The organism is Klenkia sesuvii (assembly GCF_037083825.1).
Classification (GTDB): Bacteria; Actinomycetota; Actinomycetes; order Mycobacteriales; family Geodermatophilaceae; genus Klenkia; species Klenkia sesuvii.
Map to the genome: position 1 here is coordinate 142,828 of NZ_JBAPLU010000001.1, position 21,508 is coordinate 164,335.

The following is a 21,508-nucleotide window of genomic DNA, read 5'->3' on the forward strand; positions in this document are numbered from 1 at the left end:
CAGCGGGGTCCTTCTGCTGGCGCAGCGCCGCACCCCCGCCCATCGACAGGCCGACCGTGACCACCGTGGTGGCGCCGTCGGCGCGGGCGGCCCGCACGGCCGCGTCGACGTCGAGCAGCTCGGGGTCCCCGCCGACGCCGGAGGCACCGCCGGACCGGCCGTGCCCGCGGAAGTCCAGCCCGCGCACCTCACCGAACCGGCGGAGGTAGCCGGCCAGCCGGAGGAAGGGGGCACGGGCGGTCGAGTTGGTGAACCCGTGCGCCACCACGAACGTCACCGGCCGCCGCTCCGGGTCCGGCGGCCCGGGCAGGTCCGGGGGCACCACGATGCCGCGCAGCCGCACGCCGTCCTCGGTGGTCACCGTCACGTCACGACGGGGCAACACCGGGACCACCTCGCGCAACACGTCCGATATCCTGCCGGTTCACCCCGACACCGGCGTCGACGGACCCGAGGAGACGGCATGCGGCTCGTGCTCATGACTTCCGCCCGTCAGGCGACCACCGAGGTGCTGCCCGCCCTCGGTCTCCTGCCGCACCAGGTGCGGGTCGTCGCGCCCGAGCTGTCGAGCCTGCTCGACGGCGACGCCGGCGACGTGGTGCTGGTCGACGCCCGCCACGACCTGGTGCGCGCGCGCACCCTGTGCGGCCTGCTGGCCAGCACCGGGGTGGCCGCGTCGCTGGTGGCGGTGCTGTCCGAGGGCGGTCTGGTCGCCCTCTCGGCCGATTGGGGTGTCGACGACGTCGTCCTCGACACCGCCGGCCCCGCCGAGGTCGACGCCCGGCTGAAGTGGGCCACCGCCCGCCGCGCCGCCGCCAGCACCCCGAGCCCGGTCGACGAGGGCGGCGTCACCAAGGCCGGCGAGCTGGTCATCGACGAGCACAGCTACTCGGCCAAGCTGCGCGGCCGCCCACTCGACCTCACCTACAAGGAGTTCGAGCTCCTCAAGTACCTGGCCCAGCACCCCGGCCGGGTGTTCTCCCGCGCCCAGCTGCTGCAGGAGATCTGGGGCTACGACTACTTCGGCGGCACCCGCACGGTCGACGTCCACGTGCGGCGCCTGCGGGCGAAGCTGGGCACCGAGCACGAGGCCCTGATCGGCACCGTGCGCAACGTCGGCTACAAGCTCGACCAGCAGGTCGCCGACGCCACGTCCGCCTCGGCGACCGCGGCCCCCGAGACCAGCGACGCGCCGGCCGTCCCCTGACCGAGCACCGGCACGACCCCCTCCCGGACCACGCGATCGCGGTCTCGGTGAACGTGCTGCCCCGCGCCGAGGGGCGCTCGCTCGAGCTCGCCCTGGAGCTCGTCGAGGCCGCCGCCCGGGCCGACGGCGTCCGCCCGCTCAGCGAGGAGGCCGAGCTGCGACTGCGGCACGGCGGCCCGGACGGCGGCCGCGACGTGCTGTTCGGCCACGAGGGACGCGCGGCCGCCTACGCGCGGCTGGACCGGGACGGCGACGGCGGCTGGCAGGCCGAGTTCGTCGTCCACCCGCAGCTGCGCCGGCGCGGCCTCGGGCGCGCGATGGCCGAGAAGGTGGAGGAGCTGGCCGGCGACGGGCCGCTCGCGGTCTGGGCGCACGGCGAGCTCCCGGGGTCGGCCGAGCTGGGCACCGCCCGCGGGTGGACGCGGGCCCGCACGCTGCTGCAGATGCGCATGCCGCTGGCCGGCCCCGGACCGCACGCCGACCCCGAGCTGCCCGCCGACGTCGTCGTCCGGCCCTTCCGGCCCGGGGTCGACGAGGAGGCCTGGTTGGCGGTCAACGCCGCGGCCTTCGCCCACCACCCCGAGCAGGGCGGCATGACCCGCCGCGACCTCGAGCTGCGCGAGGCCGAGGAGTGGTTCGACCCGGCGGGCTTCCTGCTCGCCTGGCGGCTGGCCGACGACGGCACCGAGACGCTGCTGGGCTCGCACTGGACCAAGGTGCACCCGGCGGGCGAGGTCGCCGACGAGCCGGTCGGCGAGGTGTACGTGCTGGGCGTCGCCCCCGCGGCGCAGGGCCTGCGGCTGGGTCGCGCGCTGACCGACCTGGGCCTGGCGCACCTGCGCTCGCGCGGGCTGGCGGAGGTGCTCCTCTACGTCGAGGAGGACAACACCGCTGCGGTCGCCCTGTACGAGCGGTCAGGGTTCAGCCGGTACGCCGTCGACGTGCAGTGGCACCGTCCCGCGCGCCGGTCCTGACCCGCTGTTGAGCCCAACCGGGTGAGTTCACCTGGGGGACGTGACCTGTACCGCAGCCGGTGATCCACACCTCATGGGTCGTTCATCCCGCGTTCACCGAGCGAGCCAGATCCGTCCACTTGCGCTGCCTAGCGTCCTCGTCTGTTGGACCTCACTGCCCGGCACCGACGTCCGGGCACCACCAGTCGAAAGGCCCTGAGTAGATGCTCAGCACCAAGACGCGCGCCGTGACCCTCTCCGCGGCGTTCGCCAGCACCCTCGCGCTCGCTGCGTGCGGCGCCTCCAACGAGGGTGGCACCACCGACTCCTCCGGCGCGGATTCCAGCCAGGAGCAGCTGAGCGGCACCCTCGTGGGTGCCGGCGCCTCGAGCCAGCAGGCCGCCATGCAGGGGTGGACCGCCGGTTACTCCTCCATCCAGCCCGACGTCACGGTCAACTACGACCCGGTCGGCTCCGGCGGTGGCCGCGAGCAGTTCATCGCCGGCGGCACCGACTTCGCCGGCTCCGACGCCGCGCTGAAGGACGACGAGCTCACCGAGGCCGAGGCCCGCTGCGGCGACGGCGGCGTGTTCGAGCTGCCGAACTACATCTCGGCCATCGCCGTGGTCTACAACCTGCCGGGCGTCGACGAGCTCAACCTCTCGCCCGAGGTGCTGGCCGGCATCTTCACCGGCGCGATCACGACGTGGAACGACCCGGCCATCGCCGCGGACAACGAGGGCGTGCAGCTGCCCTCGACCACCATCACCCCCGTGCACCGCGCCGACGACTCGGGCACGACCACGAACTTCACCCAGTACCTGAACGCCGCCGCCCCCGACGTGTGGACCAGCGAGCCCGACGGCGAGTGGCCGCTGTCCGGTGGCGAGGCCGCCAACCAGACCTCGGGCATGATCTCGGCGGTCTCCGCCGGCGAGGGCGCCATCGGCTACGCCGACGAGTCGCAGGCCGGCGACCTGGGTGTGGCCAACATCGGTGTGGGCGAGGACTTCGTCGCCCCCTCCCCCGAGGCCGCCGCGGCCGTCGTCGAGGGCTCGGAGCTGCAGTCCGGGCGCAGCGAGTACGACTTCGCCTACGACATCAACCGCACCACCACCTCGGCCGACGAGTACCCGATCGTCCTGGTCAGCTACCACATCGGCTGCGTCTCCTACGACGACGCCGAGACCGCCGACCTGGTGAAGTCCTTCCTGGGCTACGTCATCAGCGAGGACGGCCAGCAGGCCGCCGCCGACGCCGCCGGCAGCGCTCCGATCTCGGACGGTCTGCGCGAGCAGGCGCAGACCGCGGTGGACGCCATCACCTCCGGCAGCTGACCCACCGCGAGCGGCCCGGGTGCTTCGTGCGCCCGGGCCGCTCGTGCGTCGGCCCCCGCCGACGGCACCACCCCACCCGCCCCGCACCGACCGCACGCTCGGAGTCCCCGTGACCTCGCTCGACACCCCGCCCCGGAAGGCCGACAAGCCCACCCGCACCGTGCGCAGCGCCGGCGACCGCACCTTCGCCGGGCTGTCCACCGGCGCCGGCATCCTCATCCTGGTCGTGCTCGCCGGGGTGGCCGCGTTCCTGATCTCGGAGTCCCTCGACTCGATCACGGCACCGGCCGCCGACGTCCCCGGCGGCGAGGGCGTGTGGAGCTACGTCGGCCCGCTGGTGTTCGGCACCCTGCTGGCCGCCGTCATCGCCCTGGTCGTCGCCACCCCGCTGGGCGTGGCCATCGCCCTGTTCATCACCTACTACGCGCCGAAGCGCGTCGCCGCGACGCTGGGCTACGTCGTCGACCTGCTCGCCGCGATCCCCAGCGTCGTCTACGGCTTCTGGGGCCTGGCCGCGCTGGCGCCGTCCCTGGTGCCCTTCTTCGCCTGGGCCGAGCGCAACCTCGGCTTCCTGCCGTTCTTCGCCGGCCCCGCCTCGGTCACCGGCCGCACCATGCTCACCGCCGGCCTGGTGCTGGCGATCATGATCCTGCCGATCATCTCGGCGATCAGCCGTGAGGTGTTCTCCCAGGCCCCGGCACTGCACCGGGAGGCCGCGCTGGCCCTCGGCGCCACCCGCTGGGAGATGATCAAGATGGCGGTGCTGCCCTACGGCAAGTCCGGCGTCATCGGCGGCGCCATGCTCGGCCTGGGCCGCGCGCTGGGCGAGACGCTCGCGGTGGCCATCGTGCTGTCGGTCTCCGGCGGCATCACCTTCAACCTGATCAGCTCCTCGAACCCCTCGACGATCGCGGCCAACATCGCGCTGCAGTTCCCGGAGTCCTCCGGGCTCGCCGTCAGCACGCTGATCTTCACCGGTCTCGTGCTGTTCGTGATCACCCTCGCGGTCAACATGCTCGCCCGGTACGTGGTCAACCGCCGGGCCGACTTCTCCGGAGCGAACTGATGAGCACCACCACCCCGACCCGTCCGGAGGCACCCGAGCCCCTGGCCCCGGCCGTCGGCCACCGGCGCGGCCTGCCGCGCTTCGGCGGCACCGCAGTGTTCGCCGCCGGGCTGGTCCTGGCCGCGCTGGCCACCCTGGCCTCGGGGTGGTCGTGGGGCCTGTTCGCCGTCTACGGCATCGTGCTCGGCTGCCTGGTCACCTACGTGGTCTCCCGGGCCGTGGAGGGTCGCCGCAAGGCCACCGACCGGCTGGTCACCGCACTGGTGAGCTCGGCCTTCGCGATCGCCATGGTCCCGCTGGTCTCGCTGGTCTACACCGTCGTCAGCAACGGCATCGGCCGGCTCGACGGCACGTTCTTCAGCAACTCCATGGTCGGGGTCGTGGGCGAGGGCGGTGGCGCCTACCACGCCATCATGGGCACCCTGATCATCACCGCCCTGGCCACGCTGATCTCGGTGCCGGTGGGCCTGCTGGCCGCGATCTACCTGGTCGAGTACGGCCGGGGCCGGCTGAAGAAGGCGCTGACCTTCTTCGTCGACGTCATGACCGGCATCCCCTCCATCGTCGCCGGCCTGTTCGCCTACGCCCTGTTCGCCATCTTCTTCGGCCCGGGCATCCGGTTCGGCCTCGGCGGGGCGGTCGCGCTGTCGGTGCTGATGATCCCGGTCGTCGTCCGGTCCTCGGAGGAGGTGCTCAAGCTCGTCCCCAACGAGCTCCGCGAGGCCTCCTACGCTCTGGGCGTCTCCAAGTGGCGCACGATCCTCAAGGTCGTCGTCCCCACCGCCATCGCCGGCCTGGGCACCTCGGTGACCCTGGCCATCGCCCGGGTGATCGGCGAGACCGCGCCGCTGCTGGTCATCGTCGGCATCACCGCGGCCACCAACTTCGACCCGTTCGACGGCCGCATGGCCACTCTGCCGGTCTACGCCTACTACCAGCTCACCCAGCCCGGCGTGCCGCCCGAGTTCGGCATCGGCCGGGCCTGGACAGCGGCCCTGGTGCTCATCATCATCGTGATGGCCCTCAACGTCGTGGCCCGCCTGATCAGTCGTTTCTTCGCCCCCAAGACCGGTCGCTGACCGAGGAACCAGGAGCACACCAGACATGGCCAAGCGCATCGACGTCTCGGACCTGGACATCTTCTACGGCAACTTCAAGGCCGTGGAGGGCGTCAACGTCTCCATCGAGCCGCGCAGCGTCACCGCGCTCATCGGTCCCTCGGGCTGCGGCAAGTCGACCTTCCTGCGGTCGCTGAACCGCATGCACGAGGTCATCCCCGGCGCCCGCGTCGAGGGCAAGGTCGTCATCGACGGCCAGGACCTCTACGGCTCCGACGTCGACCCGGTCGACGTCCGCCGCCAGATCGGGATGGTCTTCCAGCGGCCCAACCCGTTCCCGACGATGTCGATCTACGACAACGTCGTCGCCGGGGTCCGGCTCAACAGCAAGAAGATGAACAAGAGCGACCTCGACGACCTGGTCGAGTCCTCGCTCAAGGGCGCGAACCTGTGGAACGAGGTCAAGGACCGCCTCGACCGGCCCGGGTCGGGTCTGTCCGGTGGCCAGCAGCAGCGCCTCTGCATCGCCCGCGCGATCGCCGTCCAGCCCGAGGTCCTGCTCATGGACGAGCCCTGCTCGGCCCTGGACCCGATCTCGACCCTGGCGATCGAGGACCTGATGACGGAGCTGAAGGACCGCTTCACCATCGTCATCGTCACCCACAACATGCAGCAGGCCGCCCGCGTCAGCGAGCAGACCGGCTTCTTCAACCTCAACGGCGTGGGGCAGCCCGGTCGGCTGATCGAGTTCAACCCGACCGAGAAGATCTTCTCCAACCCCGACCAGAAGGCCACCGAGGACTACATCTCCGGCCGCTTCGGCTGACACAGAAGGACCCCCCTCGCCCCCCGCGACGCGCTCCGCACGCCGCGGGTCCCTGCGAGGGGGCCGTTCCAGTACCTCACCGGCCCCCGTCGACCACCCGGTCGGCGGGGGCTTCGGCGTTCAGCCGCAGGTGACGGTGGGGGCGGGTGCCGGCAGCGCGGTCTCGGGGACGGCGGCCCCCACCGCGACGGGTGCGACGGCGAGGTCGGCGGAGGCGACGACGAGCTGGACCCCGCCGCCGGTGGCGGTGCTGGGCTCGAGCACCGCGCCGGGCACGGCCGCGGCCACCGTGCGCGCCTGGTCGAGCGCCTCGGGTGCGTACCGGACGACGCTGGTGGTGGCGGGGAGCGGCTCCAGGGCCACACCCGGGACGACGAACCCCGCGCCGGCGAGCGCCGCGGCCACGCCGGCGCCCGGGCCGCCGGCCGGGTCGGTGGCACCGGTGGCGTCGAGCACCTGGACGGTGACCTCGGCGGGGGCGACCACCACGCTGGCCCCGCCCGGCGCCGACCGGTCGTCGGCCTCCTGGGTGGTCTGCCCCTCGGCGGGGGCGGGCAGCTCGCCGGTGGAGATCAGGGACTCGAACAGGGTGCGGGTCGCGGCGCCGTCCACCAGGGCCTGCGCGACGGTCTGCCCCGCGGGCACGTAGCCGACCCGGGCGAGCGGGAGCGAGGTGCGCGCCAGGCCGCCGTCGGGGAGGCCGCGCAGGGTCTCCTCCAACGACCGGAGGTCACCCAGCGAGGTGCGCTCGTCGACGGTCAGCCGGTGGGCGGCGTCGAGGAGCACCGAGGTGGCCCGCACCGGGTTGACCAGCAGCCCCAGGTCGGCGGTGGGCAGGGCGTCGGTCGGGCAGGAGGCCGGCACCGCACCGTCGCGCGCCCCGTCCCCGGGCAGGTCGACGGAGAGGAAGTGGTCGACCCGCAGCCCGGTGAGCTGCTGGACGGCACGCACCAGGCACGAGGGCCCGCCCGCCCGCAGTGCGTCGGCCACCGGCTCGGTCACCGGCGCCCGCAGCTCGCCGTCGGCGGCCCGGCACTCGGGGGTGTCCACCTGGACGGCGGCGGGGACGTCGACCAGCACGGCGGTCCGCCCGCCGTCGGCCAGCCGCAGGAGGCTCGGGGTGACCGTGCCGTCACCGGCGCCGACCACGAGCCAGGTGGTGGAGCCCTGCTGCAGCTGCGGCGCCAGGACCTCCGGCGCCCGCGGGGACAGCGCGGCCACGCGGTCCATGGACCGGTCGGCGTAGAAGTAGAGCCCGACGTAGAACCCGCCCACCAGGCCGACCAGCACCCCCAGCACCACGACCACCCGCACCAACCGGCGGGCCAGCGGCCCCATCGGCGCCCGAGGGGTCGGCGCGGCGACCGGGACGTCGCGACCGGGGATGGGCGGCAGCGGGGCGGCCGACCGGGTGCCCGGCAGCGGCGGCACGGGCGCGGAGTGCCGCATGGCTCGATCGGCACCCGGCAACGGCGGGACCGGGGCGGAGTGCCGCTGCCCGCGCTCGGCGGCGCCCCCCCGGGTGGGTGCCGACCCGACGCCGGCCGACGGCGCGGCGGACGCCGAGCCGGCCGGGGGCTGGGGAGCGGACGGGACCGGGCGCGGGACGGCGGCAGCTGGGCGGGCCGGCACGGGGCCGGAGCGGGCGCCGGCACCACGGCCCGGGCTGGCCGCGGGCGGCGATGCGGGCTGCGATGCGGGCAGCGATGCGGGCGGGGGTCCGGGCACCGGGGGCAGCGTGGGGCGGGGCCCCCCCGTCTGCGCGGGCAGGGAGCTCGTGACCGGCGCCCGGACGATGCCCGACGCCGGGAGCTCGCTGGTCCCCGGTGGGGTCACCGCGCCGCCCGACGGCTGGCCGGGCGCCGGGCCAGCGGGCGCCGGGCCAGCGGGCGCCGGGCCAGCGGGCACCGGGCCGGCGGGTGCTGGTGCAGCGGGTGCGACGGCCGGGGGGACAGCGGGGGGGACAGCCGAGGGACCGGCCGCCGGCGGGGCCGGGGGCAGCGGGAGCCGCTGGACGGGCTCGGCGGGCTCGACGGCCTCCCCGGCCTCGACGACCCCGTCCCCGGACGGGCGGGACGGCGGCGGCGGGGCACTGGGCCGCGGGGGCGGCGGCGGGGTGGTCGTGCTGGGCCGGGGGGCCGAGGACCAGGGACGGGACGGCGGCGCGGTCACCGCGGCCCGGCGGTCGGCACGCCGTCGACCGGGCGCGGCGGTGGTGCCGCGCGAGCGGGCCAGCAGCGCCTCGACGGTCAGCTGCGCGTCGGTGGTGGCGCCGTGCGCGCGTCCGGGCACCGCCGTGCCGGGCGCCGCAGCGCCGTCGGGTCCCCCGCGCCTGCCGTCGTCCGCCACCGGTGTCCGCACCTCGTCGTCGTGGTCCGCGGCCGGTCGACCCCCCGTCGACGGCGTCCGCCTGCCCCCGCCCCGTGCGCACGCAGCGTCCGGGCACGACCACGATACGGGGTGAACAACACCGGTGTGGTTCCCACGCCGCGCGGTCGCCTCGTCGACACGGCACCACGTCGACCTCCGGTCCCGTCGCGCCCGGGGTCGCCGCTGCGTAGCGTCACCCCGCGTGAAGCTCCCGCTGCCGGCCCCCGCCGACCTGTTCGCCGCGGCCGAGGGCCTGCGCGACCTGGTCACCGAGTCGCTGGCCCTGGTGCCGCGGGTGGTCACCGCCGTGGGGCAGGTCGAGCTGCTGCTGGACCGGGTTTCGGTCCTGCTGGCCCGGGTCGAGGCCGTGGTCGACCGGGCCGAGGACGCCGTCGCCGCCGTCGACGGCGCCCGGGCCCGGGCCGACGTCGCGATCCGCGGCGTCGAGAGCACCCGCGCCGCGGCCGACACCGCCATCTCGGCGGTGGAGGGCACCCGCCGGGCCGCCGACGCGGTGGTCGGCGAGGCCCGGGGGACCCGGGCACGCGCCGACGAGCTGGTCGCCGGGGCGGGTGGGCTGCTCGAGCGCACCTCGCCGTTGGTCGCGGCCTACGAGCCGGCGCTGACGCAGCTCGCCCCGCTGCTGCAGCGCTTCGCCGACGACCTCGACCCGGCCGAGGTCGAGGCGCTCGTGCGGCTGGTCGACCGCTTGCCCGCGCTGGTGGACCACCTCGACGACGACGTGCTGCCGGTGCTTGCCTCGCTCGACCACCTCGCCCCCGACGTGCACGCCCTGCTGGACACCGTGCAGGACCTCCGCGAGCTGGCCAAGGGGTTCCCCGGATCGAAGCTGTTCCGCCGCCGCGGGGCGGAGGAGATCGCCGAGGAGGAGGCCGAGCAGCGCCGCGGGTGACGGCGCTGCCCGGGGCTCAGCCCTCGGTCCCGTGCCCGAGGGCGCGCACGACCTCGCCGACGGTGCGGTAGCTCTCCCCCGCCGGCAGGCGAGCCAGTTCGTCGGCCACGGCGTCGGGGGCCCGGTGGTCGCGGGCGGCCTCCACCAGGTCGGCCCCGGTCGAGGGGAAGTCGGCGCGGTCCAGCCAGCGGGCCAGCTCCGTCCGCAGCTGGACGGTCGCTGCGTCGATGCCGACCGGCGTGCCCCCGGTCAGCGTGCTGTCCGGGGCGAGGTCGACGTCGGGCTGGTCCTCACCGCTGGGCTGCACCTCGCGCGACTCGTGGGCCCGCCCCTCGCGGCCCGAGCGCGTGATGCCCTCGGTCTCGGCAGCCAGCACGTCGTCGACGCGGGCACCGTGTGTCCCGGTCTCCTGCCGGCCGTCGCCCGGGGTGGTCACTGCTTCTCCAGGGCGTCGGGCTTGTGCACGGCCTTCTTGCCCGACTTGTCGCTCTCCACCTCGTACTGGGGGTCGTCGTCGCTGGCCTTCACGGTGCGCCCGGCAGCCTTCGTGTCATCGGTGATCTTGCGGGTGACGGTGCCCTCGGTCTCGGTGCCGTGGGTCTTCCAGGTGACGTCGTCACCCTTCTTCAGGTCGTCGCTCATCGGTCCTCCTCGGGTCGGACCCCGAGCCTGCCCACCACGCTGCGCCCGCACACCTCCCGCGGCGCGGACCTGCGGAAGCGGCGGTGTCACCCGCCCGGGTGAGGTCGGTGGCCGAACCACTCCCGGCGACCTCGGTGCACACGTAGCGTGGTCACCAGGTCGGCAGGGCGGCCGTCGGGGCAGGTACCGGCGTCGCGCCCCTCACCCTCGGTGAGCCCGGCCCCGCGATCGCCGACCCGGTCGTCCCCTCCCCCGGGACCGGCCGGGTCGGCCCGCGCACAGACCGGCGTCCCCGTCCCGGTCCGCCCGTCCCGGTACGCCTGCCCCGGAACGCCCGCCCGGTGACCGGGCCCGGGCCTCCCCCGGTCTTTAGGCTTGGCGGCCGTGACCGCGCCCCCCTCCCGCCCCGTCGACCTCCTCACCGTCGTGTCGGCCCGGGCGGTCACCCCCGCGGTCCGCCGGGTCACCCTGCAGGGCGCGCCCGAGGTGGTGGCCGCCGCCGAGCCCACGCTCGCGCTGCTGGTGCCGCGCGTCGGCGACCCCGCACCGCGCTGGCCCGACGTCGCCCGCGACGGGCGCATCGTGTGGCCCCAGGGCAGCCACGGCATCAGCCTGCGCAGCTACACCGCCCGCCGGCAGGACCCCGCCACCGGGGAGCTGGACGTCGACTTCGTGCTGCACGGCGACGGCCCGGCGGCGGCCTGGGCCGCGGCCGCCGGGCCCGGTGCCCTGCTCGGCGTGGCGAGCACCGCACCCCTGGGCCTGCGCGAGGAGATCGCCGCGGGGTGGCTGCTGCTCGCCGGTGACGAGACGGCGATCCCGGCGATCGCGCGCATCCTGGCCGCGGCCGACCCCGCCACCCGCGGGCTGGCCCTGCTGGAGGTGGCCGGGCCCGCCGAGGAGCAGGCCGTGCCCGCCCCGGCCGGGGTGGAGGTCCGCTGGCTGCACCGCGGCACCGCCGAACCCGGCCTCACCTCGCCGCTGGCCGACGCCGTCACCGCGCTCGACCCCCCGGACGCCGAGGACGTCTTCGCCTGGGTCGCTGCGGAGTCCGCCGCCGTCCGCACCATCCGTGCCGACCTGCGCAGCCGCTGGGGCCTGGGCCGGTCGGGCCACCACGCCATCGGCTACTGGCGGCGTGGTCGGGCGATGTCACCGGCGGGCTGACCACCGGGTTCGCAGCATCCTCACAGGTAGTGTCCAGACCCGACCCAGCGCCGACCAGCATGCTCTGCCCATGACGACGACGGCGCCTGAGCGGTCCCCGGGAGGACACATGTCGGCCAGCGCGGGGCAGCGAGCGCCCGAGGCACGCCTGCTGGTGGTCGACGACGAGCCCAACATCCGCGAGCTGCTGTCGGCCAGCCTGCGCTACGCCGGGTTCGAGGTGGCCACCGCGGCCGACGGCCAGCAGGCCCTCGCCGCCGCCGCGCAGTTCCGCCCCGACCTGCTCGTGCTCGACGTGATGATGCCCGGCCTCGACGGGTTCGGCGTCGTCCGGCGGTTGCGCCAGAACGGCACCCACACCCCGGTCCTTTTCCTCACCGCCCGCGACGCCGCCGAGGACAAGGTCTCGGGCCTCACCCTCGGCGGCGACGACTACGTCACCAAGCCCTTCAGCCTCGACGAGGTGCTGGCCCGCATCCGCGCGGTGCTGCGCCGCACCCAGGGCACGCGGAAGGTCGAGGAGGCCCCGCGGCTGGTGTTCGCCGACATCGAGCTCGACGAGGAGTCCCACGAGGTGCTCAAGGCCGGCGAGCTGATCAGCCTGTCGCCGACCGAGTTCAAGCTGCTGCGCTACCTGATGAGCAACCCCGGTCGGGTGCTGTCGAAGGCGCAGATCCTCGACCACGTGTGGAACTACGACTTCAACGGCGAGGCCAACGTCGTCGAGTCCTACATCTCCTACCTGCGCCGCAAGGTCGACACCACCGAGCCCCGCTTGCTGCACACCCTGCGCGGCGTCGGCTACTCGCTCCGGCTGCCCCGCGGGAGCTGACGATCAGCGCGCCGAGCAGCACGGGCACGAGCACGACCGTCGAGACGGGCGGGGAGGACACCTCCCCGCCCGTCGGTCCGTCTCGGCCACCGCGCGGACCGCACCCCCGGGTGCCCCTGCGGCTGCGCCTGGTGGCCCTGCTGGTGGTGCTCCTTGCCGTGGCCCTGGCGGTCACCGGGTACGTGGCCACCTCGCAGCTGCGCCAGTACCTCGTCGGACAGCAGCAGACTCAGCTGCAAGAGCAGGTGCGATCCCTCAGCGAGCGCATCCCCGACACCATCGCGCTCTGCAACAGCAGCAACCGCTACCCGGGCCCCACCCTCATCGCCTGCGCGAACGACTCCACCGTCGCGATCGTCCAGGGCGGGGGGAGCGACGCCAGGTCCCTGCCCGACGTCTCGGCGATCACGCCGTCCACCATCCAGTCCTACGACGACGAACCCTTCACGCTTCCGTCCGGAGACGGAACGACCACGTGGTTGCTGATCTCGAACAGCCTGACCGCCACCACGGTCATCACCGTCGGCATCGATCTGTCCGACGACCAGCGCATCCTGGCGCGCCTCATCATCGTGCAGCTGGTCGTCGGTGCCGTGGTGCTGGTGCTGCTCGGTGTCGCCGGCTACGTGCTGGTCCGCACCTCGCTGCGACCACTGGTCGAGGTGGAGCACACCGCCGCTGCGATCGCCGGCGGTGATCTGTCGCGCCGGGTACCGGAGGGCGACGAGCGCACCGAGGTGGGCCGGCTCGGCCGCGCGCTCAACGGCATGCTGGCCCGCATCGAGGGTGCCTTCCAGGCGCAGGCCGCCAGCGAGGAGCAGGCCCGCGCCAGCGAGGGGCGCATGCGCCGCTTCGTCGCCGACGCCAGCCACGAGCTGCGCACCCCGCTCACCTCCATCCGCGGGTTCGCCGAGCTGTACCGGCAGGGCGCCTTCCGCGGCGACGACGCCGAGACCCAGCGGATGATGGGTCGCATCGAGGGCGAGGCCGCGCGCATGGGCGCCCTGGTCGAGGACCTGCTGCAGCTGGCCCGGCTCGACCAGCACCGGCCCGTCGCCGCGCTCCCCGTCGACCTGGGCGAGGTCGCCGGCGACGCCGTCCACGACGCCCGGGCCGTGCAGCCCGACCGGCCGGTGCGGCTGGAGCTGGCCGAGTCCCTCACCGACGTCCCGGTCGTGCTGGGCGACGAGGGCCGGTTGCGCCAGGTCGTCGCCAACCTGGTCACCAACGCGCTGACCCACACCCCGCCCGGCACCCCGGTGACCGTGCGGCTGTCCGAGGAGCCCGGCGACCCCGACGCCGTCGTCGTGGAGGTCGCCGACGAAGGGCCGGGCCTGGCCCCGGAGGACGCCGCGCGGGTCTTCGAGCGGTTCTACCGGGCCGACGCCTCGCGCACGCGCGACGCCGGCGGCAGCGGCCTGGGGCTGTCCATCGTGTCCTCGCTGGTGGCCGCGCACGGCGGGACGACGACGCTGCGCACCGCCCCCGGCCAGGGCGCCACCTTCGCCGTCCGGCTGCCCCGGTCGGGTCCGGCCGGTCAGGGCTGACCGCCGGGTGTGAGACTCGCGGGGTGACGACGACGTCCCCGTGGGCCGAGCACCCCGCCGCACCCGACCCCGACCCCGACCTGCAGGCCGCGGTCACCGAGCTGGGCGCCGCCGTCCGCGACCTGCTCGAGACCACCGTGACCACCACCGTGCCCGCCGGCGAGCAGGCCGCCGTGGCGGCCGGGGTGCGCGGGCTGACCGCCCGGCTGGCGGCCGCCACCCGCGGCCGGCACACCCTCTCGGCCCTGGACGACCTGCCGACCTTCCGGCGCACCTACTCCCCGGTGACCGGGGTGGGCAACGGGTTCGCGCCGCCGGTGCAGTTCCGGCGCGAGGGCGACACCGTGGTCGGCGAGACCGTGCTGGGGTTGCGGCACGAGGGGCCGCCCGCGCACTGCCACGGCGGGGTGAGCGCGCTGCTCATGGACCAGCTGCTGGGCAGCGCGGCGTTCCTGGCCGGGCGGTGGGGCATGACCGCGCACCTCGTCCTCACGTACCACGGTGCGGTGCCGCTGCAGACCCCGCTGGTGCTCACCGCGCGCATCACCGAGACCTCGGGCCGCAAGACCGTCGTCACCGGGGGCATCGCGCTGGCCGCCGAGCCCGACCGGGAGCTGGTGAGCGGCGAGGCCGTGTTCGTCTCGCCCCGCCCGGAGCTGCTCGAGCTGTACTTCGGTGCACTCACCACCGCCGACGGCTCCCCCGCGCCCGGCCACGGCGCCACCGACGGCACGGCCCTGTGAACGACGTCGAGCTCGCCGCGGCCGCCGCCCGGGCCGCGGCCGACGTCCTGCTCCCGCTGCGCGGGGGCGACCTCGCCGGCGGTGCGCTCGGCGACGCCGGGGACGCGGCCGCCCAGCGCGCCGTCGCCGCGCTGCTGGCCGAGCACCGCCCCGACGACGCCGTGCTCAGCGAGGAGGCCGCCGACGACCCGGTCCGGCTGGGTGCCGACCGGGTGTGGATCGTGGACCCGCTCGACGGCACGAAGGAGTACCGCGCCGGCGACCGGCACGACTGGGCGGTGCACGTCGCGCTGTGGGAGCGGCGGCCGGGACCGGGGAGCGGGTCCGGCGCTGCACCCGGCGCTGCACCCGGTGACGCAGCAGGCGACCTGACGGCGGCCGCCGTGGGGCTGCCCGCGCTCGACGAGGTGCTCACCACCGCCCCCGCGCCGGTCGTCCCACCCCGGCCCGCGGGCCCGCTGCGGGTGGCGGTGTCCCGGTCGCGGCCCCCCGAGGTGGCCCGAGCCGTGGCCACGGCGCTGGGTGCGGACCTGGTGCCGCTCGGGTCGGCCGGCTACAAGGTGCTCGCCGTGGTGCGCAGCGAGGCCGACGCCTACGTGCACGCGGGCGGGATGTACCAGTGGGACTCCGCCGCGCCGGTCGCCGTCGCCCGCGCGGCGGGGTTGTGGACGTCGCGGCTGGACGGGTCGCCGCTGGTCTACAACGCACCCGACCCGTGGCTGCCCGACCTGGTGGTCTGCCGTCCCGAGCTGGCCGACCGGGTCCTGGCTGCGGCGCGTCGGGAGGCATGACGGAGACTGGTCGCCGGAATCCCCACCACGTCGATGCGGTTGGGGGGAACAGGCCGCCGTCCCCGAGCACAACGGAGCACCCGCGCGTGAGCACCACCGTCGCCGACCTGCACCTGACCCAGCTGCAGATGCTCGAGGCCGAGTCCGTGCACGTGCTGCGCGAGGTGGCCGCCGAGCTCGAGCGCCCGGTGCTGCTGTTCAGCGGCGGCAAGGACTCCATCGTCATGCTGGAGCTGGCCCGCAAGGCGTTCGCGCCGGCCCGCATCCCGTTCCCGGTCCTGCACGTCGACACCGGGCTGAACTTCCCCGAGGTGCTCGCCTTCCGCGACCGCCGGGTGGCCGAGCTGGGCGTCGAGCTGGTGGTCGCCTCGGTGCCCGACGCCATCGCCGCCGGCACCGTGCGCGAGGAGCCCAACGGGTCGCGCAACCGCATCCAGACCCCGGTGCTGCTCGACGCGGTCGAGCAGCACCGGTTCACCGCGCTGTTCGGCGGGGCGCGGCGCGACGAGGACAAGGCCCGCGCCAAGGAGCGGGTGTTCAGCTTCCGCGACGAATTCGGCCAGTGGGACCCGAAGAACCAGCGGCCCGAGCTGTGGGACCTGTACAACGGCCGCATCCACCTGGGCGAGTCGATCCGGGTGTTCCCGCTGTCGAACTGGACCGAGCTCGACATCTGGTCCTACATCGCCCAGGAGCAGATCGCGATCCCGTCGCTCTACCTCGCCAGCGAGCGCGACGTCGTCGACCGGGGCGGCATGCTCTACGCGGTCAACGAGTTCATCACTCCCAAGCCCGGCGAGACCGTGCTCCGCGAGTCGGTGCGCTACCGCACCGTCGGCGACGCCAACCTGACCGCCGCGGTGCGCTCGACCGCGACGACGGTCGAGGAGGTCATCGCCGAGATCGCGGTGACCCGGCTGACCGAGCGCGGCGCCACCCGCGGCGACGACAAGGTCAGCGACGCCGCGATGGAGGACCGCAAGAAGGAGGGCTACTTCTGATGAGCACGCTCGAGGCCGCCGCCGTGGAGATCGCCGGCGCCCGCAAGGACATGCTCCGCATCGCCACCGCCGGGTCGGTGGACGACGGCAAGTCCACCCTGATCGGCCGGCTGCTCTACGACTCGAAGGCCGTGTTCGAGGACCAGTACGAGGCCATCGCCCGAGCCAGCCGCGGTGACCACGTCGACCTGTCGTTGCTCACCGACGGCCTGCGAGCCGAGCGCGAGCAGGGCATCACCATCGACGTCGCCTACCGGTACTTCACCACCCCGCGGCGCACCTTCGTGCTGGCCGACACCCCCGGGCACGTGCAGTACACCCGCAACATGGTCACCGGCGCCTCCACCGCCGACCTCGCGATCGTGCTGGTCGACGCCCGCAAGGGCATGCTCGAGCAGTCGCGCCGGCACGCGTTCCTGGCCTCGCTGCTGCGGGTGCCGCACCTGGTCGTCGCGGTCAACAAGATGGACCTCGTCGGCTGGTCCGAGGGCGTCTTCACCGCGATCCGCGACGAGTTCACAGCCTTCGCCGCGCGGCTGGACGTCCCGGAGGTCACCGTCGTCCCGATCTCGGCGCTGGCCGGGGACAACGTGGTGACCGCCTCGCAGAACATGCCCTGGTACGACGGCCCGTCGCTGCTGCACCACCTCGAGCACGTCGAGGTGGCCAGCGACGTCAACCACACCGACCTGCGCTTCCCCGTGCAGTACGTGATCCGGCCGCAGTCCGAGGCCCACCGCGACTACCGCGGCTACGCCGGCACCGTGGCCAGCGGGGTGCTGCACGTCGGTGACGCCGTCCTGGTGCTCCCCTCCGGCCGGACGACGACCGTCGCCGGCATCGACTCACCCTCCGGGCCGGTCGAGCGGGCGTTCCCCCCGATGGCGGTGACCGTGCGGCTGGCCGACGACGTCGACGTCTCCCGCGGTGACCTGCTCTGCGCCGCCGACACCGCCCCCACCGTCACCCAGGACCTCGAGGCCGTCGTCTGCTGGATGACCGACGAGCCGCTGCGCGACCGCCGCAAGCTCGTGCTCAAGCACACCACCCGCTCGGTGCGGGCCGTGGTGAGGTCGGTGCACCACCGGCTCGACGTGAACACCCTCGACCACGACGTCGAGGCCGGCGAGCTGGGCCTCAACGACATCGGCCGGGTCACCCTGCGCACCACCCAACCGCTGTTCGTCGACGACTACGCCAGCAACCGGGCCACGGGCCGCTTCATCCTGGTCGACGAGGCCACCAACGCCACCGTCGGCGCCGGCATGCTGTGAGCCATACCGAGGGTTGACCCGCGCGAACGCCCCTTGCTCCGTGCTCTGGCACGGACCAAGGGGCGTTCGCGCGGGTGGAGCCGTCAGGCCGCCGTGGACTCCGCGGTGCTGGCCCCGGTCTCGCCGGAGGCGACCTTCAGGGCGCGCTTCGTGAGCAAGCGGGCGAGGTGGGAGCGGTACTCGGCGTCGGCGTGCATGTCGCTCGAGGGCGAGGTGCCCTCGGCGGCCAGCTCGGCGGCGTCCTCGATGCTCTTCCCCTCGGCGAGGGCCGCCTCGACGGCCGAGGCCTTCAGGACGACGCCGCCCATGTTCGCCAGCGCCACCCCCACGGAGCCGTCGGGCAGGTGCACCGCGGCGGCGGCGACGATCGGCCAGTCGTTCTCGCGGCGGGTGAACTTCTCGTAGCCCCAGCCACCGGACCCGGTGCGCGGCACCCGCAGCTCGACGACGAGCTCACCCTCCTCCATGGCGGTCTCGAAGAACCCGAGGAAGAACTCGGTGATCGGGATGGAGCGCCGACCCGAGGGACCCTGCACCACCACGGTCGCACCGAGCGCCAGCAGCGCGGTGGGCAGGTCCGACGCCGGGTCACAGTGCGCGACGGTGCCGCCGAGCGTGCCCTTGTGCCGCACCTGCGGGTCGCCGACCCGGGACGCCACGTGCGGCAGCAGCGGCACCTCGGACTGCGCGACCTCGGACTTCTCCAGCTCGTGGTGCCGGGTCGCGGCACCGATGGCGACCTCGTCGCCCTCGACCCGGACGTAGGAGAGCTCCTCGACACCGGAGATGTCGATGAGCACCGAGGGCACGGCCAGCCGCAGCTTCATGATCGGCAGCAGCGAGTGCCCGCCGGCCAGGATCTTGGCGTCCTCGCCGTGCTCGGCCAGGGCGGCCACCGCCTCGTCGACGGTGGACACCCGCACGTAGTCGAACGGCGCCGGGATCACGCGCTGACCTCCTGCTTCGACGTGGGGACCCGGCCCGCGGCCGGGCCGGACTCCGCGGCCGTGAGCACCGCGCGCACGATGTTGTGGTAGCCGGTGCACCGGCAGAGGTTGCCCTCCAGCCCCTCGCGCACCTCGCGGTCGGTCGGGTTCGGGTTGTCCGCCAGGACGCCGACGGCGGCCATCACCATGCCCGAGGTGCAGAACCCGCACTGCAGGCCGTGCTCGGCGCGGAAGGCGGCCTGCACCGGGTGCAGCTCGCCGTCGGGACCGGCCAGCCCCTCCAGGGTGGTGACCTCCGCGCCCTCGGCCTGCAGCGCCAGCACCGTGCAGCTCTTCACGGTGAGCCCGTCGACGATGACGGTGCAGGCACCGCAGGAGGTCGAGTCGCAGCCGATGTTGGTGGCGGTGAGCCCCAGGTTGTCGCGCAGGTGGTGCGCCAGCAGCGTGCGCGGCTCGACCTCGTCGGTCCGCTGCTGCCCGTTGACGGTCATCGAGACCTGCATCAGTTGGTGCTCCCCTTCTGGGCTTCGCGGATCGCGCGCCAGACGCGCATGGAGGTGGCGGGCATGTCGACGTGCCGCACGCCCAGGTGGGCGACGGAGTCGACGACGGCGGACTGCACCGCCGGGGTGGAGCCGATGGTGCCGGCCTCGCCGATCCCCTTGGCCCCGAGCGGGTTCATCGGGGTGGGCGTGGCCATCTCGACCAGCTCGAAGCTGGGCAGCTCGGTGGCCGAGACGAACGGGTAGTCGGCGAAGGTCGAGGTCTGCGGGTTGCCGTCGTCGTCGTAGAGGATCTCCTCCAGCAGCGCCTGCCCGACCCCCTGCGCGATGCCGCCGTGCCGCTGCCCCTCGGCCAGCAGCGGGTTGATGATCGTGCCGGCGTCGTCGACCGTGATCAGCCGCGTGACCACGGCCTTGCCGGACTCGACGTCGGTCTCGACCACGGCCACGTGCGCCCCGAAGGGGAACGTCGGCGCAGCGGCGGTGAAGGTGGTCTGCACGATCAGCTGCTCGTCGGCGGCCAGCTGGGCCCAGGTGATGCCCGTGCCGGGCGTGCCCTTGACCGACAGGCCCGCGTTGGCGAGGTCGACCTCGAGGTCGTCGGGGTTGGCCTCGAGCAGCTCGGCGGCGCGCTTGCGGGCCACCTCGACCAGCTCGACGGCGGCCTGGTGCACGGCGGCGCCACCCTGCTGCAGCGAGCGGGAGCCCATGGTGCCGCCGCCGTCGGGGATGCGGTCGGTGTCGCCGTGCAGCACGGTGATCTTCTCGACCGGGATGCCCAGCTGCTCGCTGGCCAGCATCGCCCAGGTGGTGGCGTGGCCCTGGCCGTGCGGCGAGGTGCCGGTGAGCACGGTCGCCGTCCCGTCGGGGTGGACCTCGAGCTGGGCGTTCTCCGACGTCCCGTGGCCGGAGTCGGCACCGGTGATCTCGACGTAGGCCGAGACGCCGATGCCGAGCTGGCGGACGTCGCCGCGCTCGCGGCGGCGGGCCTGCTCGGCGCGCAGGTCGGCGTAGCCGGCCGCCTCGAGCACCCGGTCCAGCGCCGCGGCGTAGTCGCCGCTGTCGTAGGTGGCCCCCGACGCGGTGGTGAAGGGCTCGGTGAACGGGGCGATGAAGTTCTTGCGCCGCACGTCGGCGGGGTCCATGCCGATCTCGGCGGCGAAGAGGTCCATCGCGCGCTCGGCGGCGGCGGTGGCCTCGGGCCGGCCGGCGCCGCGGTAGGCGCCGATCGAGGTTCCGTTCGTGGCGTAGCAGGTGGCCTGCGCGTGCACCTTGGGGATGTCGTAGACCGCGGCGGCCATGAGCATCGTCAGCGTGGGCAGCACGGTGCCGATGCGCGGGTAGGCACCGCAGTCCTGGTTCACCACCAGGCTGTAGGCCTTGACGGTGCCGTCGCGGTCGCCGCCGATGGTGATGACCTGGTCCTGGGCGCGGCCCTGGAGCATGCCGGTCATGTTCTCCGAGCGGCTCTCGGTCCAGCGGACGGGCCGACCGGCCTGCTGGGCCAGCCACGCGACGAAGGCGTACTCCTGGTCGGCGCCGATCTTGGCGCCGAAGCCGCCGCCGACGTCGGGGGTGACCAGGTGCACCAGCGTCGGGTCCAGGCCCAACCAGCCGGCGATCTGGCCCTGCGCCTGCTGCGCGCCCTGGTTGGTGCACCAGATGGTCACCCGGCCGTCCTCGCCCCAGGCCGCCGAGGCCGCGCGGGTCTCCAGCGGGGCCGCGGCCACGCGCTGGTTGGCGATGGCCCGGGTCACCACGACCTCGCAGTCGGCGAAGAAGTCCTCGGGGGCGGGCTCGCCGAACGCGGCCACCTTGTTGGTGCCGACCGCGGGGAACAGCACGGTCTCGTCGGTGGCGGCGGCCGCGGTGCCCACCACGGCGGGCAGCGGGTCGATGTCGACGACGACCATCTCGGCGGCGTCCTCGCCCTGGTAGCGCTCCTCGGTGAGGACGACGGCGAGCAGGTCACCGACGAAGTGCACGCGGCCGCCGACGGGCACCAGCCAGGGGCGGGAGAAGCCGGCGTCGAGGAAGGGCAGCGGCGGCGGGACCGGCTGCAGGTCGCCGAGGTCCTCGGCGGTGTAGACGGCCACGACGCCCGGTGCCTCGCGGGCCGCGGAGGCGTCGACCTCGGTGACCGTGCCGTGGGCGACGGTGGACCGGACGAAGGTCGCGTGCAGGGCACCGGCCAGCCGGGGGTCGGTGAGGTCGTCGGTGTAGACCGCCCCACGGGTGAGGAAGAGGGGGTCCTCCGTGCGGACGACCCGGGTGCCGAGGATGCTCATGCGCTCGCTTCCGTAGCTGGACGACGGGTAGAACGCGCCCCGC

20 protein-coding genes and 1 pseudogene are annotated in these 21,508 nt (G+C 74.5%); 14 read left to right on the forward strand and 7 right to left on the reverse strand.

Annotated elements, in window-relative coordinates:
* Nucleotides 1-31: 31 nt before the first annotated feature.
* Nucleotides 32-406: pseudogene (locus TEK04_RS21315) on the reverse strand (serine aminopeptidase domain-containing protein); the annotation flags it as partial.
* A gap of 57 nt (nucleotides 407-463) precedes the next feature.
* On the opposite strand from TEK04_RS21315, the gene TEK04_RS00735 reads away from it, so the two are divergent.
* The 6 genes from TEK04_RS00735 to pstB all read left to right on the forward strand — a co-directional run bounded on the left by TEK04_RS00735 (nucleotide 464) and on the right by pstB (nucleotide 6,447).
* The gene (locus TEK04_RS00735) at nucleotides 464-1,207 is read left to right on the forward strand and encodes a winged helix-turn-helix domain-containing protein (protein WP_336402371.1); all 744 of its coding nucleotides are present in this window, start codon (nucleotides 464-466) and stop codon (nucleotides 1,205-1,207) included.
* 47 nt (nucleotides 1,208-1,254) lie between these two features.
* Nucleotides 1,255-2,181: a mycothiol synthase gene (mshD, locus tag TEK04_RS00740; RefSeq protein ID WP_336402372.1), complete on the forward strand. Its 927-nt coding sequence runs from the start codon at nucleotides 1,255-1,257 to the stop codon at nucleotides 2,179-2,181.
* A 203-nt stretch (nucleotides 2,182-2,384) separates the two neighbouring features.
* Nucleotides 2,385-3,497, forward strand: coding sequence for a phosphate ABC transporter substrate-binding protein PstS (gene pstS, locus TEK04_RS00745; protein ID WP_336402373.1), 1,113 nt, complete (start codon nucleotides 2,385-2,387; stop codon nucleotides 3,495-3,497).
* Between the two features lie 109 nt (nucleotides 3,498-3,606).
* Nucleotides 3,607-4,563 carry a phosphate ABC transporter permease subunit PstC gene (gene pstC, locus TEK04_RS00750; protein WP_336402374.1) on the forward strand — a complete coding sequence of 319 codons (957 nt, stop codon included), beginning with the start codon at nucleotides 3,607-3,609 and terminating at the stop codon, nucleotides 4,561-4,563.
* On the forward strand, nucleotides 4,563-5,642 hold the full coding sequence (pstA, locus tag TEK04_RS00755; protein ID WP_336402375.1) for a phosphate ABC transporter permease PstA: 1,080 nt from the start codon (nucleotides 4,563-4,565) through the stop codon (nucleotides 5,640-5,642). The genes pstC and pstA overlap by 1 nt, the downstream gene beginning before the upstream one ends.
* A 25-nt stretch (nucleotides 5,643-5,667) precedes the next feature.
* Nucleotides 5,668-6,447: a phosphate ABC transporter ATP-binding protein PstB gene (gene pstB / locus TEK04_RS00760; RefSeq protein ID WP_336402376.1), complete on the forward strand. Its 780-nt coding sequence runs from the start codon at nucleotides 5,668-5,670 to the stop codon at nucleotides 6,445-6,447.
* Nucleotides 6,448-6,567: 120 nt separating this feature from the next.
* Here the strand turns inward: pstB and TEK04_RS00765 are convergent, their stop codons facing one another.
* Entirely contained in the window at nucleotides 6,568-7,896 is a 1,329-nt protein-coding gene (locus TEK04_RS00765) for a LytR C-terminal domain-containing protein (RefSeq protein ID WP_336402377.1), read from the reverse strand.
* Between the two features lie 1,123 nt (nucleotides 7,897-9,019).
* Here TEK04_RS00765 and TEK04_RS00770 point away from each other — a divergent pair.
* Nucleotides 9,020-9,730, forward strand: a complete 711-nt coding sequence (locus tag TEK04_RS00770) for a hypothetical protein (protein ID WP_336402378.1) — start codon at nucleotides 9,020-9,022, stop codon at nucleotides 9,728-9,730.
* 16 nt (nucleotides 9,731-9,746) lie between these two features.
* Here the strand turns inward: TEK04_RS00770 and TEK04_RS00775 are convergent, their stop codons facing one another.
* Complete coding sequence (locus TEK04_RS00775) at nucleotides 9,747-10,166, reverse strand: DUF2795 domain-containing protein (protein ID WP_336402379.1); 420 nt, start codon at nucleotides 10,164-10,166, stop codon at nucleotides 9,747-9,749.
* The gene (locus TEK04_RS00780) at nucleotides 10,163-10,372 is read right to left on the reverse strand and encodes a hypervirulence associated TUDOR domain-containing protein (RefSeq protein ID WP_336402380.1); all 210 of its coding nucleotides are present in this window, start codon (nucleotides 10,370-10,372) and stop codon (nucleotides 10,163-10,165) included. Before TEK04_RS00780 ends, TEK04_RS00775 begins: the two co-directional genes overlap by 4 nt.
* 384 nt (nucleotides 10,373-10,756) lie before the next feature.
* Between TEK04_RS00780 and TEK04_RS00785 the strand changes: the two genes are divergently transcribed.
* The 7 genes from TEK04_RS00785 (at nucleotide 10,757) to TEK04_RS00815 (ending at nucleotide 17,727) form a co-directional block, all read left to right on the forward strand.
* Nucleotides 10,757-11,539: a siderophore-interacting protein gene (locus TEK04_RS00785; protein ID WP_336402381.1), complete on the forward strand. Its 783-nt coding sequence runs from the start codon at nucleotides 10,757-10,759 to the stop codon at nucleotides 11,537-11,539.
* A 109-nt stretch (nucleotides 11,540-11,648) separates the two neighbouring features.
* Nucleotides 11,649-12,371, forward strand: a complete 723-nt coding sequence (locus TEK04_RS00790; RefSeq protein WP_336402382.1) for a response regulator transcription factor — start codon at nucleotides 11,649-11,651, stop codon at nucleotides 12,369-12,371.
* A gap of 110 nt (nucleotides 12,372-12,481) precedes the next feature.
* Nucleotides 12,482-13,918: a sensor histidine kinase gene (locus TEK04_RS00795; RefSeq protein ID WP_336402383.1), complete on the forward strand. Its 1,437-nt coding sequence runs from the start codon at nucleotides 12,482-12,484 to the stop codon at nucleotides 13,916-13,918.
* 23 nt (nucleotides 13,919-13,941) lie between these two features.
* The gene (locus TEK04_RS00800) at nucleotides 13,942-14,661 is read left to right on the forward strand and encodes a PaaI family thioesterase (protein WP_336402384.1); all 720 of its coding nucleotides are present in this window, start codon (nucleotides 13,942-13,944) and stop codon (nucleotides 14,659-14,661) included.
* On the forward strand, nucleotides 14,658-15,452 hold the full coding sequence (locus TEK04_RS00805; RefSeq protein WP_336402385.1) for an inositol monophosphatase family protein: 795 nt from the start codon (nucleotides 14,658-14,660) through the stop codon (nucleotides 15,450-15,452). The genes TEK04_RS00800 and TEK04_RS00805 overlap by 4 nt, the downstream gene beginning before the upstream one ends.
* An 86-nt stretch (nucleotides 15,453-15,538) precedes the next feature.
* Nucleotides 15,539-16,453, forward strand: a complete 915-nt coding sequence (cysD, locus tag TEK04_RS00810; protein ID WP_336402386.1) for a sulfate adenylyltransferase subunit CysD — start codon at nucleotides 15,539-15,541, stop codon at nucleotides 16,451-16,453.
* Nucleotides 16,453-17,727, forward strand: coding sequence for a sulfate adenylyltransferase subunit 1 (locus tag TEK04_RS00815; protein WP_336402387.1), 1,275 nt, complete (start codon nucleotides 16,453-16,455; stop codon nucleotides 17,725-17,727). Before cysD ends, TEK04_RS00815 begins: the two co-directional genes overlap by 1 nt.
* A gap of 83 nt (nucleotides 17,728-17,810) precedes the next feature.
* On the opposite strand, the gene TEK04_RS00820 is transcribed toward TEK04_RS00815, so the two are convergent.
* The 3 genes from TEK04_RS00820 to TEK04_RS00830 are packed head-to-tail and all read right to left on the reverse strand — an operon-like array spanning nucleotide 17,811 to nucleotide 21,465.
* Nucleotides 17,811-18,674 carry an FAD binding domain-containing protein gene (locus TEK04_RS00820; RefSeq protein WP_336402388.1) on the reverse strand — a complete coding sequence of 288 codons (864 nt, stop codon included), beginning with the start codon at nucleotides 18,672-18,674 and terminating at the stop codon, nucleotides 17,811-17,813.
* Entirely contained in the window at nucleotides 18,671-19,177 is a 507-nt protein-coding gene (locus TEK04_RS00825) for a (2Fe-2S)-binding protein (protein WP_336402389.1), read from the reverse strand. Before TEK04_RS00825 ends, TEK04_RS00820 begins: the two co-directional genes overlap by 4 nt.
* Nucleotides 19,177-21,465, reverse strand: a complete 2,289-nt coding sequence (locus tag TEK04_RS00830; RefSeq protein WP_336402390.1) for a xanthine dehydrogenase family protein molybdopterin-binding subunit — start codon at nucleotides 21,463-21,465, stop codon at nucleotides 19,177-19,179. The genes TEK04_RS00825 and TEK04_RS00830 overlap by 1 nt, the downstream gene beginning before the upstream one ends.
* Between the last annotated feature and the right edge of the window lie 43 nt (nucleotides 21,466-21,508).